Here is a 14,916-nt window from a genome sequence, read left to right as displayed (position 1 = left end):
GGAGGAAATAAAGAATGGCACGAGTTAAAGGTGGAGTAGTTACTCGTAGACGTCGTAATCGCGTCTTGAAGTTAGCTAAAGGGTACTACGGAGCAAAGCATCGCTTGTTCAAAGTTGCAAAACAACAAGTAATGAAATCATATCAATATGCATATAGAGACCGTAAACAAAATAAACGTAACTTCCGTAGATTATGGATCGCACGTATTAATGCTGCGGCACGCATGAACGGTTTAAGCTACTCAAAATTCATGCACGGACTTAAACTTGCTGAAATCGATATGAACCGTAAAATGTTAGCTGAATTAGCAGTGAGTGATGCAGCTGCATTTACTACATTAGCTGACCAAGCTAAAGAAGCACTATCTAAATAGTTTTCATTACAAATTACCTATCCTCGTTTACTTAAACGAGGATTTTTTTGTCTGAAAAAGTATATGGATTGATTCTACTAAATATGATATCGTAGAGACATCCAACTGGAAAAACTAATTTATAAAAATATTAGAATGACAACGTGAACCATCCTGTAATAAAAGGGGATAGTTATATAAACACGGTTATAGTAAAATTATGAATTCTGATTAAAAAATATGTAATGAGTAATAAACTCACAGAGAATTAATAAAAAAATTCAAATATTAAAACTTCATCCATGATATAATAGTTACTACTGCATAATCTTAAATTTATCACAAGAAAACAATCTTACTAGAGAAAATAGTTTTAGTATTTACAAATCTAATAAATACTAAACTGTCTATTTGGAAAGTTTAAGTGTATAGAAACAGACTCATCTTAAATAAAAAAAATTTTTTTAAAATAAAAATCAATATTACATTTGATAAGTAATCTAGTACCTTTATAAAATGGTAAGGTTATAAAACAGTAACACCTTATATGTATACGGAAGGTATGAGGCGATGGAAAGGTCAAAGAAAAGAATAGCCGTTATCGGTACTGGAATTACAGGACTTACGGTAGCATATCGTTTGAAGAAAATAATTAAAGAAGAAAATTTACCATTAGAATTATTGGTCTTAGAAGGATCTATTCGTTCAGGCGGAAAGATACATACTATGAAAATAGGAGAAGACTATTTAGATATTGGAGCAGAATCTATAGATATAAGAACAAATCACACCATGGATCTAATAGAAGAATTAAATCTTCAAAAAGAAGTAATACGTAGTCAATACGGCAAACAAGATATTTATGCATTTAATAAGCTATACCATATTGAAAATCCTTCGTATAATGGAATCCCTGCTAAACGATCTGACATATGGAAGTATGATATTCTTTCTTTTCAAGGGAAAATATCTTATCTAAAAGATACGTATTTGTCAGAAAGTGAAGTACATGAAAAAACCAGTGTAATGGACTACCTTACTGCTAGAATTGGATCAGAATTAACTGAGTACGTAGCTGAACCGTATTTTTCTGAAATATATGTGACAGACATGGAATCAACAAGTATAGAAGTACTTAATAAACAAATAGTAGAATTAGAACAACAATATGGGGATCTAACGAAAGCTATAGAAGCAAATCCGAATTTGTTAGACGGTAACGGAAATCAGATATCGTTTAAGCAAGGGCTAGAAACCTTGACAAAAGCTCTATTAAAAGAAGTTAAAGAACATGTTCTATTTTCTAAAAAAGTAACCGAAATCAAGAAAAGTATAGAAGATACGTATATTATAGATATCAATCAGAAAGAACAAGTTAGAGTTGGAGCGGTGATTGTTGCGACTGATCCAAGTGTTTATAGAGAGCTTTTTAATGATCCTGAATTAATTGATTATTTTAAAGATATCAGGACAACTTCTATAGGTTACTCTATGTTCAGCTTCCCTAAAGGCACAATAAAAAATGAACCACAAGGAAATGGGGTATTGTGTTCTAGACGAAATGATTCTCACATTTCAAGTATCGTTTGGTTAAATAAGAAATGGGAAAACTTAAAAGAAAAAGAAGAAGAACTGATAGGGGTCTATTTTGGACGAGGGAATGAAGAAATTATGCTCTCGCTAAGTAATAAACAAATTGAAGAGTTATTACTTAAGGATCTTGAAAGAATATTGGGAATTACTGAAGAACCAATTTATCATGTTGTAAAAAGATGGACGAATTCATATCTTAAATCTTCATTTAAAAATCAAGACGAGAAGCCAAGATTGCTTGATGCCATTAAAAATGACTATCCAGGTATCTATCTTGCAGGTAATGGAGTCAATGGATTTGGAATCAATAGTTGTATAGAACAAGGAAACAAAGTGAGTGAGAAAGTAATTGCATATCTAAAAAAAACAAAATAGTATATATTAATTAGGAATTATTATATATAACAGCTAAACTATAAGCATTCTATAGTTTTGGCTGTTTTTTTATTTTAATCTGGAGTATTCTAGAGTAAATAAGAAAGGAAGATCAATATGAGAGTAATCGTTTTAGGCTATTATGGTGGCTATCCAACTAGAGACATTGGGACTAGTTCATACTTATTGGAATCAGAAGGATATCATTTATTACTTGATGCTGGAAGTGGATCATTATTAGCATTGGAACACCATCTGGATCCATTAGATTTAGATTCAGTCCTAATTACCCATTATCATCATGACCATGTTGCTGATTTAGGCGTGTTACAATTTACCAGACTGCTAAAAAGGGATGGTGACGGGAATAGATCTTCTATTTTACCCATTTATGGACACAATGATGATGAGCAGGCGTTTTCGAAAATAACTATGGATGAAGTGAGTCAGGGAATTGATTATACAAAACAAGATCAGATTTCGATTGGCCCGTTTGATATTTTTCACTTAAAAACGCTTCATCCAGTGCCTTGCTATGCATTTAGAATTCTAGAAAGAAAAACCGGTAAAGTAATGGTGTTTACAGCCGATTCAGGGTTTATTGAAGAGTTGATTCCATTAGCAAAAGATGCAGATCTTTTAATTGCAGATTCTAATTTCTTTAAAGGGATGGAAAACCATTCTGTTCATATGACCTCAAAAGAATGTGGTCAAATAGCTAATAAAGCCAACGTGAAAACTTTGGTTTTAAGTCATTTGCCACAAGAAGGGGATCTACAGAAATTAAGAAGAGAAGCAGCTGAAGAGGCACCGAAGACAAAGACAATCTTAGCAGAAAAAAACTTAGAATTAATAATTTAAAGGGGTAGAGTACATGTACTATGTGAAAAACGAAAGAAATGGTCAAGAAATTCATGATGCGAGAGTCAATCTTGCTGTTGAATACTATTTATTAAATGAAGTTGAGTTGGATGAACCAATTTTACTTTTTTATATAAATGATAATTCAATCATTGTTGGTAAGAATCAGAATACTTTCGAGGAAGTGAATACAGATTACGTGAATGAGCATGATGTAACTGTAGTTAGACGCTTTTCTGGGGGCGGCGCAGTTTATCATGATTTAGGAGTTTTATGTTTTTGTTTTTTGACTAAAGATGATGGAAACTCTTTTAGAGACTTCAAAAAATTTACTTCTCCAGTGATAGATGGGCTCCATAAAATGGGTGTTGAAGGAGCAGAACTGAGAGGACGTAATGATTTAGTTATTGATGATAAAAAATTCTCTGGTAATGCAATGTATTCCAAGAATGGTAGATTAACAGCACATGGAACATTAATGTTTGATTCTGAAATTGAAGCAGTTGTAGGAGCGTTAAGACCTAAAAAGCATAAGTTGGAGTCTAAAGGTATAAAATCTATTAGAAGTCGTGTAACAAACATTAAACCGTATCTTAGCGACGAGTATCAGTATATGAACGCTAAAGATTTTAAAGAAAAACTTTTGCTGAATATATTTGATGTGGATAATATATCAGAAGTTAAAGAGTATAAATTAACAGAGGAAGACTGGCAAAAAATTGATAAGTTTGCTGAAAAATACACTGCAAACTGGGATTGGAATTATGGAAAGTCACCTAAATTTGATCTAGAACGTAGCGAACGTCTTTCTGTGGGAACAGTTGAAGTAAAAATGAATGTTAACAGAGGAATTATAGAAGATCTGAAAATATATGGAGACTTCTTTGGATTAGGAGAAATTTCAGATGTCGAAAGTAAATTGATTGGAAAAACCTATGAAGAAAAATCAATACGAGATACTTTTGAAGAAATAGATATAAATAAATATTTTGGAAAAGTTAGCGTAGATGAATTAGTTCAACTATTCTATTAAACTACATCAAAAAACAACACGGGTAAAAATTTCTACTCGTGTTGTTTTTTGATGTACATAATTTTTTTAAAAAGAAAGTGTTTTAATATCTAGGGGATAGGAATAGATATTTTAAAAGACAAAATGGATGTGACAAACTATAGTTTCAAATTGTAATGATTATAAATAAAGTAGTTTTTTGTCGAATATGAATAATTATAAGATAAAGGTATAAACACAACCTTTTTAATGTTTTTTACATGATTATTACATAAAAGTAATATAATGTTTGACAGAAAAATGACAAAAGGACTTTACAAGTGTTCACAATTCGTTTATAGTTATAAGTGTAGTCAATATGTAAGAAATTCAACTACTAAATATACAGAATTTAGAAGGGAGAAATACATAATGGTAACATTATTTACATCACCGAGTTGTGCATCATGCAGAAAAGCGAAGGCATGGTTAGAAGAATACGGGATCCCTTATGAAGAAAGAAATATTGCGTCAACTCCAATTAGCATCCAAGAAATTAAATCAATTATGCGAATGACAGAAGAGGGTACAGAAGAAATTATTTCAACTCGTTCTAAAGCTTTTCAAGAATTGGATCTTGATATAGATGAATTATCTTTAAAAGAGTTATATACACTAATTCAAGAGACACCAAGTTTGTTACGCAGACCCATCGTACTCGATGAGAAACGTATGCAGATTGGATATAATGAAGACGAAATTCGTCAGTTCATTCCTAGAGAAGTAAGAGCTTTAGAGTTAGAAAGAGCTCAAAGACTAGTTGCTCTTTCTAACAGCTAGTATTGAGTTAAGAGCAAATACAACTGTTATAAGATTCGACGGTTCAAAACCAAGTCGAATCTTTTTTATTTTATGTGAATCATTCGCTTGTATTCGTTTCTTCCATTTTGTATAATAGCAAGAGCGTAGGCTCTTAATGATTCAACGTTTAAGCTTTATTTTTACAAACATTTACATTGAAGAGATGTAGTTAGAATAATAATTAAATTTACCCTACGATTCGGCAAACACTATAATCTATATATGCCTAACACTGATTAAAGGAATGAGGTGCTAGAAAGATGGAAATCGAACATATTAATGATGATACGATCCGTGTAAAAATAGAAAATAGGGACCTCGAAGAAAGAGGCATCACCTTTCTTGATTTATTAGGAAACCAAAAACAAATCGAGAGTTTTTTCTACAGTATTCTTGAAGAAGTAGATATAGACGAAGAATTTCAAGAATCGGATGCTGTTACTTTTCAAGTTATGCCAAATAACAATGGTTTAGAACTCTTTATCAGTAAGGGTGCTCAATTTAAAGAAGAATTAAATGATGAGATAGATGAAGAGTCAACAACGGATCCTGTAAGAATGTTGAATGAAAAATTATCTCAAAACGTTAAACCTGATGGATTAGAAGAGTATTTAAAAGCTCAGGATGTTAAATCACGAGAAGTAATTTTTATGTTTCGAAATTTTGAACAGGTCATTATGATGGCTCAAGAATTTTCTCTAGAGAGTGGAGCATCTACTTTATACAAATATAAAGACCAGTATTACTTGCACATTGTATTTTTTGTAGAAGAAATGGTTATAAGAACAATGGAAGAAGAAATAGCCCATATTCTTGAATTTGGAGAGAAAAGTAGAATTTCTTCTGAAGTATTAGATGAATATGCAGAAGTAATTATGGATAACAGTGCCCTAGAATTAATTAGACACTACTTTAAATAAGAATCTTTGAAACCACAGAGCTTATAGTTCTGTGGTTTTTTGATTAATTTTTATTTAATAAAACAGTAGTAATAATAGAAAGGGTTGATATAAATGATAATTGCGCTGACGAAGACTAATGAATATATACAAGCTGGTGATAATAAAGCACAGCTTCTTAAAGACTTAATATGTCCAAGTTGTGGGAAAAGGGTTTTTCTTAAGAAAGGAGAAAGTAAGATTCCTCATTTTTCACATCATCCTAAGGAAGCTTGTAAGGTATTTACGGAAGGAGAAACCAGAGAACATCTGGAAGGAAAACTAGCGCTGTATAACTTTTTCAAGAAAAAAGGGTACAAAGTAAAATTAGAAGCATATTTAAAAAATTTAAATCAGAGACCAGATATACTCATAGAGAGTAAAAAAAAATTGTAATTGAATATCAGTGTAGCCCAATTCCAATAGAAAAAGTGATTGAAAGGACAAATAGCTACAAAGCAAGCGGATATAAAGTGATTTGGATTTTAGGAAATAACCTGAAACCAGGTCCTCGGATTACGGACTTACAGAAAAGTTTTATACGAGTACATCCAGTATTTTCCTTTTATATAATGCACTATTCCGCAAAAAATCAAAGTCTTCAGATATTAAGTCATATCCAGAAGTCTTATGGTAAAAAGTGGCATTACAATTCGTTAACTGTAGAATTAAGTTACTTAATTGAATTAGTAGAAGAAAGTACAACGAAAGAAGTGATTCCTGACACAGATAAGCTTTTTTTTGATTTAAAGGAGATACATTTTAATTTAATGGGGGCTGCGCACTATTCTAATTCTAAAATTCGGCAATTTTGTCAAGAACTATACTTAGATAATGAAACATTACTTAACATGCCAGTAGAACTTTATATACCAGTAAAACATGAATGGCTTATTGAAACCTTAGCTTTTCAATGGAAATATTATTTACTTAAATGGATAGAAAATCATCAAATCGGCCAAGTAATTACCAGTAAAAATCTTGATAGATTTATTGAACTGCTCATAATAAAAGGAAAAATAAAGTGTTATAGAATGCCTCAAATCCATGGAAATATTAGTAAAATTATATGTTATGAATACATGGAAGTATTAGCTCAACATAATATTATAAAAATGATTCGAAAAAACAAATGGAGTGTACAAAAACGAGCAAAACGTTTTAATAATGAAGAAGTAAAACTAGAAACATTAACAAAAAACTCATCAATGAAATCTTCAAATAATGAACAATCAGAATAGTTTGTATATTCTAATGATTTTTAAAGTGTGTTATCATTATTTCATAGCTAATATTAGGAGGGACTTCAATGTCAGAAGTAAAATCGTTACCAAAACGTGAAGAAGTTTCAAAAGAATTAACCTGGGATTTGACTGTGATCTTTAAGTCAGATCAAGAATGGGAAAATGCCATTAAAGATGCTGAGAATAAGGTTCAAAAAATTTCTAGTTTACAAGGAACACTAGCAAATAGAGCAGAGGATTTTTTCGAAGCACTTGAATCTATTCTTGATGTTTACCGTTCATTAGGATCAGTATATGTCTACTCCCATTTAAAAAACGATCAAGATACCTCTAATGGTACTTATCAGGCAATGAATGACCGCGCTCGTTTGCTAGCTACTAAAGCTGGAGAAGCAACTTCTTGGTTTGAACCAGAACTATTATCTTTATCAGAAGATAAATTAAAAGGATATTTCGAAGAAAAAAAAGAATTGACTATTTACAAACATTATATCGATCAGCTGACTGCAAATCGAGAGCATGTTTTATCTGCAGAAATGGAGGCATTATTAGCTGGGGCCAGTGATATTTTGACAGCTTCTAGCCAGACTTTTAGTGTGTTAAATAATGCTGACTTGACTTTTCCTAAAGTGAAAGGAGAACATGGAGAAGAAGTTCAACTTTCTCATGGAATGTATGGTCAGTTACTAGAAAGCACAAATAGAGAAGTCAGAGAAGAAGCATTTCAGAAAATGTATGAAATCTATGAAGGATTAAAGAATACATTTGCCAGCACGTTGTCTGCAAATGTGAAAAATCATAATTATCAAGCATCAGTACACAAGTTTAATTCTGCTCGAGAAAGAGCGCTCTCTGCTAATCATATTCCCGAGTCGGTTCACGAAACGCTTGTTGATGTTGTTAATGAACATTTACCTTTACTGCATCGTTATATGGAATTACGCAAAAAGATCTTAAATGTTAGTGAATTGCACATGTATGATTTATATACTCCAATAACTGGAGAAGCGAGTTTGAAATATACCTATGATGAAGCGAAGAAAGAGACGCTAAAAGGACTTGCTCCACTTGGTTCTGAATATAAAAATGTATTAGAAAAAGCTTTTAACCATCGTTGGATTGATGTTATTGAAAATAAAGGGAAGCGTAGTGGAGCATATTCCTCAGGAGATTACGATACTAATCCATATATCTTATTGAACTGGCATGATTCCCTTAATCATTTATATACATTAGTACATGAACTTGGTCATAGTGCGCATAGTTACTTTACGCGAGATAATCAACCGTTTGTTTATGGTGATTATTCAATTTTCTTAGCAGAAATTGCTTCTACAACAAACGAAAATATTCTAACTGATTATTTACTGAAAACAACTGAAGATCCAAAAGCACGTGCTTATGTATTAAATCACTACCTTGACGGATTTAAAGGAACGGTCTTCCGCCAAACGCAATTCGCAGAATTTGAACATTTCATGCATGAAGAAGCAGCTAAAGGAATACCTTTGACTGCAGATTATTTGAGCAAAAATTATGCAGAAATTAATAGTAAATATTATGGGAAGGCTGTAGAAAAAGACACTGAGATTCAGTATGAATGGGCTCGGATTCCTCATTTCTATTATAATTATTATGTTTATCAATATTCTACAGGCTTTTGTGCTGCCACTGCTTTAGCAGATAATATTTTGAATGGAAAAGACGATGCTCTGGAAAAATATTTAAATTATCTGAAAGCTGGAAGTAGCGACTTTCCAATTGAGGTAATGAAAAAAGCTGGGGTTGATATGACAAATAAAGACTATATTGTGAAAGCAATGAAAGTTTTTGAAGCAAGATTGAATGAATTTGAAGATACACTAAAAGATTTAAATCTCTAATTAGATAAAAAAGCCCTCTAAGTTTATTTAGAGGGCTTTTCATTGGTAGTTAAACGGTCTGGAATTTATATTTATTTTTTATCTCTGATATTTCAGGAGGGATAGGATTATTTGAACATAACCCATGTAATAACTGTTTAGAGAGAATAGAATCAACACGGTATCCATATTTTTCACCAGTTCCAGTAAATAAAACACAAGCAGGTGTATCTTGTACAGACATTTCTTGAGCTAATTTCTGGTCTTTAGTAAAAGCCGTTTTAACTAAATCAGAATTGAAATCTTCTTCAAACATTTCAATATCCAATTTAGCTGCTTGTGCACTTTTTAAGACTAGTGATTTAGAAAAAGTATTGTTATTTTCAATAATGTTTTTCTGAAGCGTCATTAAAAATTTTCTGGCTTTCTTTTTGCCTTGCATAGAAGCAGCGGCAAAAGCTAAACTAGCATTGAAAGAGTCAGTGTACATCTTATTACGATCTTCAATAGAGGTTAGTCCATTTTTTTCACTTATTAATTGTTTTTTTACTGAATTAAAATTTAAAAGGGGAATAAAACTAATTTTTACTTTTTCTTCTCTTTCTTTAGAAAAAGCTTCCACCGTTTCTTCTGCATCAAAACTATTTGTCCCTAAAGGATTTATAAATAAAAACAATTCTATAACGTTATTTAATACCATTTTATACTCACCTTACAATAATTTATTTTGTTAGTTTCTCGTCTGAAGTGCTTAATGTCTAATTAGTAATATATAAATTTAGAATAACTTGTGTGATTTATCTTTACAATTACTAGATTAACAAAGACGAGAAAATATTAATAATCATCTGCATAGATTTTGTCATAAAGTTTATTGGTATGTGACAAAATCGTCACAATTAGAACAAGACATTTAATCATCAGCGGTTTTTGAATGCAGCGCGTTATAAGCTCGAATAATTTTATTAAGTGTTTTTCGCTTGGGGATAGAAAAATCATTCATCAAATTATCAATAAGCTGTTCTCCTTCTTCTGCACTCAAGCTTTCAACTTCTAATTCGTAATCTATCTTGTCAGCGTAGTAATTTTTGTCTAGAACAATAATACTATTCCTGTTTATTTGTTCGACACGTTCAGTTTTTAACTGCGCAAAAATTTTAAGAGGGGTTCTAGGGTCAAGATCATATGATTTTAAGACATCAGCGATCATACCCGAAGCAAAATAGACAGTGCTCTTTTTAATAGAGTAAGCTTCAGCTAAACTAATTGTTATATTTGTTTCCAATAAATGCTTTTTGTGAGGAGATTTTAAAGTAATCTCGGCAGTGTCTTCTTTTATTCTAATCCTTAAGGCCAGTTTTTTGCTTTTTAAGTCAAAATTTACAGTATCAAAGTAAATATTTTCTTGTGAGAAGACATCTTTGGTTTTTAAATGTAATCCTTCAAATAAACTGTTATATTCATTTTCGGTCAATAAATTTTTAAATTCAATTTCAATATTTTGCTTCATATGTAATCCTCATTCCGGGGTCTATATTACGGTTTTATCCATAAATATGTTACAATAGATCAGAGAAGAATGAAAGAAGGAAATGAAAAGAAGGTAATATAAATGGATAGAGACTGGGAATTATTTTTACTTCCGTATACTCAAACAGTGAATGAATTGAAAGTTAAACTTAAAGGAATTAGAACTTCTTATCAATTAAGCAAACAGCACGGACCGATCGAATTTGTAACTGGGCGTGTCAAACCAGTTAATAGTATTTTATTAAAATCTAGAACTAGAAATGTTTCATTGGAAAAGTTAGAAACAGAGATGGAAGATTTAGCGGGCATTCGAATTATGTGTCCGTTTGTAGAAGATATCTATGATGTTGTAACACTATTAAAAAATCGTCATGACTTTAAAGTGGTTCAAGAAAAAGATTATGTGACAAATAAAAAAAATAGTGGATACCGATCATATCATTTGATTTGTGAATACCCTGTTCAACTGATTGATGAAGTGAAATATGTTTTAGTTGAGATACAAATTAGAACTTTAGCAATGAACTTCTGGGCTTCAATTGAGCATTCTTTAAATTATAAGTATCAAGGGGAATTTCCACACGAAATTAACTTAAGGCTTCAAAAAGCTGCTGAATCAGCTTTCCAGTTAGATGAAGAAATGTCGACTATAAGAGAGGAAATAAAAGAAGCACAAAGTAATTTTAGATTTAAAGATGGTAAATCACCTTTTAATAGAAACGAATGGAAGGAATAGTATAGTGAGAGTAGCAATTGTGTCTAACTCAACGGGAGAATCAAATAAAGTATATAAAAAATTACGTGCAATGCTTAAAGAGAATGGATTTATTATCGATCAGAAAAATCCTGCGATTGTCATTTCTGTTGGGGGAGATGGTACACTCTTATCTGCATTTCATCGTTATGCTCATATTTTGAATCAAGTGCGCTTTATAGGGGTTCACACCGGACACTTAGGATTTTATACAGACTGGCGTGAGTACAATATTGGGGAATTGATTGAGAGTCTAAAAAAAGACAATGGAGAATTCGTTCAGTATCCACTATTAGATGTTGAAATTTATTTCAAAAACAAAACAGCTCCTGCACATTTTCTTGCCCTGAATGAATCTACAATTAAAAGAGTCGACGGTACTCTAGTGTGTGATGTTTATATTAGAGACGAACAGTTTGAGCGCTTTCGTGGTGATGGCCTGTGTATCTCTACTCCCACGGGATCTACAGGATATAATAAATCAATTGGTGGAGCAGTTTTACATCCGCGGTTGGAAGCTCTTCAGTTAACGGAAATGGCTTCATTAAATAATCGTGTGTTTCGTACTTTAAGTTCTCCAATGGTTATAGCTCCTGATGAATGGATCAAAATAATACCTATTGAAACAACTGATTTTGTTTTTACCATTGATCAAGTAGTGACCACTGAATCAGAAGTTTCTGAACTTAGGTTTAAAATTGCAGATGAGCGAATTCGATTTGCACGTTATCAGCATACTCATTTCTGGAATAGAGTAGAAGATGCATTTTTGGGAGCGAGAAAAAGAAATGATCATTGAATGGAAATATGAAGAGACTGAACCAAGAATGCTAAAAACTTTTTTAAAAGAAAAGAAAATATCAAAAAAAATGCTCGCAAAAGTTAAATTTAGAGGTGGGCAACTGGAAGTGAATGGCGAAGAGGTAAGGGTAAGACATACGCTTAATATTGGTGATACTATTCGAATGTCAATACCGATAGAACCGGCTAATCCTTATTTGAAGCCATCTGAAAAGCCATTAGATATTTTATTTGAAGATGAACATTATCTTATTGTAAATAAACCTGCTGGAGTAGCGTCTGTTCCTTCTTCAACCCATCGAGAAGACACAATGGCTAATAGAATCAGAGGCTATGTTGAGCGAAATTATTATACGCATAAAACTGTGCATGTGGTTACAAGACTGGATAGAGAAACATCTGGAGCAATGATTTTTGCCAAAAATGCCCTTGCGCATTCGATGATCGATCAAAAGATGAGAAAGCAAGAAGTAGAAAAGCTTTATCAGGCGATTATTTCTGACGTATTAATTGAAAATCATGACTTTATTGAAGCGCCTATAGGACGTACAGCAGATTCAATTATTACACGAGAAGTAAGAGCAGACGGAAAGCCTTCACTAACAGAGTATTGGGTTGAGGAAAGATATAGTCATGCTACATTAGTAAAAGTAAAGCTGCACACTGGTAGAACACATCAAATCAGAGTCCATTTTTCTCATATTGATTGTCCGCTATTAGGTGATAATTTGTATGGAGAGGAAAGCGACTATTTTTTTAGGCAAGCTCTTCATTGCAGTGAATTATCATTTCAGCATCCGTTTACTGAGCAATTCTTAAAAATATATGCACCACTTCCTAATGATTTAAAAGAATTGATCGAAGTACTGCGAGGGAAATAAATGGTTAGAAAGAAAAAATTAACTAAAAAACAAAAGCAGCAACGATTACAAATTGTCCTTACAACACTACTTTTAGGTGTTGCTTTTTTAATGGGCTTGTTTTTCGGAGATAATCCGTATGATGTAAAGTACTTTTCAAAAAGAGCTCAAGAAATAACGGATGATGTGACTTCTGTTTTTTCTGAATTGAATCATCGTATAGCGGGTGAAGAAAAGAGTGCTGAAGGGACCATTCGATTTTTTGATGTGGGGCAAGGTTCGGCTACTTTAATGCAGGCCAGTGATGGAACAAATATCTTGATTGATACTGGTAGATATGATGATCCTGATAAAAGAATTATTAAATATCTTGATCAATATATAGGTACTGGAGGAACGATCGATTTATTGATTTTTACCCACAATGATGCAGACCACATTGGTAATGGTGATTTAGTTCTGGATTATTATAACGTAAAAGAAGTTTGGATGAACGGAGTTGACCATACTACAGTGATTTATGAAGATTTATTGGATGCTATCGAAGATTCAGGTGCTCTATACTATGAACCTAAAGCGCAAGAAGAAAAAACTGTAGGGCCGTTTAAAATCGAGGTATTCAGCCCGTTCAAAAAAGCTGTAACAGAAGATCAGAATGAAGAATCTATTGTAACAAAAATAACTTTAAATGGTATACGAACTATGGTAACTGGCGATGTTTCTTCTAAAGTTGAAACTCGGTTAATGGAACAATACTTTGATCTAGTAGCAGATATACTTCTAGTCGGACACCATGGTTCTAAGGATAGTACCAGTAATGAATGGCTTAATGCAGTAAACCCACAAATTGCAATTGTGCAAGCAGGAGCAAATAATTCTTATGGTCATCCGCATAAAGAAACTTTGGCTCGGTTAGAGAAACAGGGAGTTCCTTTATATAATACAATAAAAAATGGAACAATCTCTATACAAGTGAATGAGTCGGATAAGATGGATATAGAATTAGAAAAAAGTAAGTAAATAACTTAATACTGCAAGAAATTCTGAATATATAATCAGATAAGGTGGTTCCTATGATAGTAGTTTTTGAATCTTTGGAGAATAATAAAGCTAAATTAGTCCCGGATGATAAAAGTGATGAAATCATTTTGACAAAAGATAAATTACCTGACGATTGTAAAGTTGGGGATGTTTTAGAAATAGAGCCTACTGTTATTGATGGTGATAACAAACTTTTCATAAAAGTATTACGAGCAGAGACTCAAAAAAGATTGCAGAATAATAAAAAAAGAAGGGAAAAACTTTTGAAAAGAAAGCATTAAGTAATTAGTGAACAGTGTATGGTTAAAGACGAAGCGTGCTTCGCCTTTAAATTCTTTTTGTCATTCGATGATGTGGAATTCCAGCATCCATAAACCCGTCTCCTTCCATGGAAAATCCAGATTTTTCATAGAAAGGAATTGCTTGATCTTGAGAATCTAATATCATGATCTCTGCATTTTGAGTTCGTATATACCGTTCTAATTCCGCCATTAATTTCTTGCCAGCCCCTGTCTTTCGTGCACTACTAACAACGGCAACTCTTTGGATCTTAAATAAATGAGGCGCTTTTTCATAGATCCTTGCTGTAGCTGAAGGAACTGAGTTTATATAACCTACAAGGTGCAGCGTTTGATCTTCCAGTTCATCAATTTCTAGCGATGGATCTACCTTTTGTTCTTTTACGAAGACTTCTTTTCTTATATGTATAGCGTCTTTGTATACTTTATTTGATATATCATCGGCCCACTTGAATTCCATAAAAAAACTCCTCAAAATATAGATTTTTATAATTTTATCATTAAATTTGTATTTGCGTCAATTAATAGTGATAACTGCCTCTTTTATTTAAGT

16 protein-coding genes and 1 pseudogene are annotated in these 14,916 nt (G+C 32.2%); 14 read left to right on the top strand and 3 right to left on the bottom strand.

What is annotated here, in order from left to right; genetic code table 11:
* Window positions 1-14 precede the first annotated feature (14 nt).
* The 9 genes and pseudogenes from rplT to pepF all read left to right on the top strand — a co-directional run bounded on the left by rplT (window position 15) and on the right by pepF (window position 9,099).
* Window positions 15-374, top strand: a complete 360-nt coding sequence (rplT, locus tag BLT22_RS00835; RefSeq protein ID WP_087057873.1) for a 50S ribosomal protein L20 — start codon at window positions 15-17, stop codon at window positions 372-374.
* A gap of 549 nt (window positions 375-923) precedes the next feature.
* Entirely contained in the window at window positions 924-2,321 is a 1,398-nt protein-coding gene (gene hemG / locus BLT22_RS00830; RefSeq protein WP_091759555.1) for a protoporphyrinogen oxidase, read from the top strand.
* Between the two features lie 117 nt (window positions 2,322-2,438).
* A complete protein-coding gene (locus tag BLT22_RS00825; RefSeq protein WP_087057156.1) occupies window positions 2,439-3,182 on the top strand; it encodes an MBL fold metallo-hydrolase in 744 nt (247 codons plus the stop codon).
* Window positions 3,183-3,195: 13 nt separating this feature from the next.
* Window positions 3,196-4,215, top strand: coding sequence for a lipoate--protein ligase (lplA, locus tag BLT22_RS00820; protein WP_091759550.1), 1,020 nt, complete (start codon window positions 3,196-3,198; stop codon window positions 4,213-4,215).
* 390 nt (window positions 4,216-4,605) lie between these two features.
* On the top strand, window positions 4,606-5,013 hold the full coding sequence (gene spxA, locus BLT22_RS00815) for a transcriptional regulator SpxA (protein ID WP_087057158.1): 408 nt from the start codon (window positions 4,606-4,608) through the stop codon (window positions 5,011-5,013).
* Between the two features lie 281 nt (window positions 5,014-5,294).
* Window positions 5,295-5,954 (top strand): adaptor protein MecA, encoded by a 660-nt coding sequence (locus BLT22_RS00810; RefSeq protein WP_087057159.1) that lies wholly within the window; start codon window positions 5,295-5,297, stop codon window positions 5,952-5,954.
* Between the two features lie 93 nt (window positions 5,955-6,047).
* Window positions 6,048-6,580: pseudogene (locus tag BLT22_RS12590) on the top strand (competence protein CoiA); the annotation flags it as partial.
* Between the two features lie 162 nt (window positions 6,581-6,742).
* Window positions 6,743-7,213, top strand: a complete 471-nt coding sequence (locus BLT22_RS12585) for a hypothetical protein (protein ID WP_407142425.1) — start codon at window positions 6,743-6,745, stop codon at window positions 7,211-7,213.
* A 68-nt stretch (window positions 7,214-7,281) separates the two neighbouring features.
* Complete coding sequence (gene pepF / locus BLT22_RS00795) at window positions 7,282-9,099, top strand: oligoendopeptidase F (RefSeq protein ID WP_091759543.1); 1,818 nt, start codon at window positions 7,282-7,284, stop codon at window positions 9,097-9,099.
* A gap of 49 nt (window positions 9,100-9,148) precedes the next feature.
* Here the strand turns inward: pepF and BLT22_RS00790 are convergent, their stop codons facing one another.
* Window positions 9,149-9,778: a DsbA family protein gene (locus BLT22_RS00790; protein ID WP_091759540.1), complete on the bottom strand. Its 630-nt coding sequence runs from the start codon at window positions 9,776-9,778 to the stop codon at window positions 9,149-9,151.
* A 213-nt stretch (window positions 9,779-9,991) separates the two neighbouring features.
* Window positions 9,992-10,588: a CYTH domain-containing protein gene (locus BLT22_RS00785; protein WP_087057164.1), complete on the bottom strand. Its 597-nt coding sequence runs from the start codon at window positions 10,586-10,588 to the stop codon at window positions 9,992-9,994.
* 102 nt (window positions 10,589-10,690) lie between these two features.
* Between BLT22_RS00785 and yjbM the strand changes: the two genes are divergently transcribed.
* From yjbM to BLT22_RS00760, 5 genes are read left to right on the top strand one after another with little or no spacing between them, the layout of a single operon-like run.
* The gene (gene yjbM, locus BLT22_RS00780; RefSeq protein WP_087057165.1) at window positions 10,691-11,344 is read left to right on the top strand and encodes a GTP diphosphokinase; all 654 of its coding nucleotides are present in this window, start codon (window positions 10,691-10,693) and stop codon (window positions 11,342-11,344) included.
* Window positions 11,345-11,348: 4 nt separating this feature from the next.
* Complete coding sequence (locus BLT22_RS00775) at window positions 11,349-12,161, top strand: NAD kinase (protein WP_236048730.1); 813 nt, start codon at window positions 11,349-11,351, stop codon at window positions 12,159-12,161.
* On the top strand, window positions 12,151-13,044 hold the full coding sequence (locus BLT22_RS00770) for an RluA family pseudouridine synthase (RefSeq protein WP_087057167.1): 894 nt from the start codon (window positions 12,151-12,153) through the stop codon (window positions 13,042-13,044). Before BLT22_RS00775 ends, BLT22_RS00770 begins: the two co-directional genes overlap by 11 nt.
* Complete coding sequence (locus BLT22_RS00765; protein ID WP_091759537.1) at window positions 13,045-14,043, top strand: ComEC/Rec2 family competence protein; 999 nt, start codon at window positions 13,045-13,047, stop codon at window positions 14,041-14,043. It begins immediately after the preceding gene.
* 53 nt (window positions 14,044-14,096) lie between these two features.
* The gene (locus BLT22_RS00760) at window positions 14,097-14,345 is read left to right on the top strand and encodes a DUF3006 family protein (protein WP_087057169.1); all 249 of its coding nucleotides are present in this window, start codon (window positions 14,097-14,099) and stop codon (window positions 14,343-14,345) included.
* Between the two features lie 46 nt (window positions 14,346-14,391).
* Here the strand turns inward: BLT22_RS00760 and BLT22_RS00755 are convergent, their stop codons facing one another.
* Window positions 14,392-14,823: a GNAT family N-acetyltransferase gene (locus tag BLT22_RS00755; protein ID WP_087057170.1), complete on the bottom strand. Its 432-nt coding sequence runs from the start codon at window positions 14,821-14,823 to the stop codon at window positions 14,392-14,394.
* Between the last annotated feature and the right edge of the window lie 93 nt (window positions 14,824-14,916).

It is taken from the genome of Marinilactibacillus psychrotolerans (assembly GCF_900101525.1).
Taxonomy (GTDB): domain Bacteria; phylum Bacillota; class Bacilli; order Lactobacillales; family Carnobacteriaceae_A; genus Marinilactibacillus; species Marinilactibacillus psychrotolerans.
This window is presented reverse-complemented; position numbering and strand designations above follow the sequence as displayed.

Coding starts and splice junctions, on each gene's coding strand:
- rplT (WP_087057873.1), top strand. CDS start 15: ATGGCACGAGTTAAAGGTGGAGTAGTTACTCGTAGACGTCGTAATCGC.
- hemG (WP_091759555.1), top strand. CDS start 924: ATGGAAAGGTCAAAGAAAAGAATAGCCGTTATCGGTACTGGAATTACA.
- BLT22_RS00825 (WP_087057156.1), top strand. CDS start 2,439: ATGAGAGTAATCGTTTTAGGCTATTATGGTGGCTATCCAACTAGAGAC.
- lplA (WP_091759550.1), top strand. CDS start 3,196: ATGTACTATGTGAAAAACGAAAGAAATGGTCAAGAAATTCATGATGCG.
- spxA (WP_087057158.1), top strand. CDS start 4,606: ATGGTAACATTATTTACATCACCGAGTTGTGCATCATGCAGAAAAGCG.
- BLT22_RS00810 (WP_087057159.1), top strand. CDS start 5,295: ATGGAAATCGAACATATTAATGATGATACGATCCGTGTAAAAATAGAA.
- BLT22_RS12585 (WP_407142425.1), top strand. CDS start 6,743: ATGGGGGCTGCGCACTATTCTAATTCTAAAATTCGGCAATTTTGTCAA.
- pepF (WP_091759543.1), top strand. CDS start 7,282: ATGTCAGAAGTAAAATCGTTACCAAAACGTGAAGAAGTTTCAAAAGAA.
- BLT22_RS00790 (WP_091759540.1), bottom strand. CDS start 9,778: ATGGTATTAAATAACGTTATAGAATTGTTTTTATTTATAAATCCTTTA.
- BLT22_RS00785 (WP_087057164.1), bottom strand. CDS start 10,588: ATGAAGCAAAATATTGAAATTGAATTTAAAAATTTATTGACCGAAAAT.
- yjbM (WP_087057165.1), top strand. CDS start 10,691: ATGGATAGAGACTGGGAATTATTTTTACTTCCGTATACTCAAACAGTG.
- BLT22_RS00770 (WP_087057167.1), top strand. CDS start 12,151: ATGATCATTGAATGGAAATATGAAGAGACTGAACCAAGAATGCTAAAA.
- BLT22_RS00765 (WP_091759537.1), top strand. CDS start 13,045: ATGGTTAGAAAGAAAAAATTAACTAAAAAACAAAAGCAGCAACGATTA.
- BLT22_RS00760 (WP_087057169.1), top strand. CDS start 14,097: ATGATAGTAGTTTTTGAATCTTTGGAGAATAATAAAGCTAAATTAGTC.
- BLT22_RS00755 (WP_087057170.1), bottom strand. CDS start 14,823: ATGGAATTCAAGTGGGCCGATGATATATCAAATAAAGTATACAAAGAC.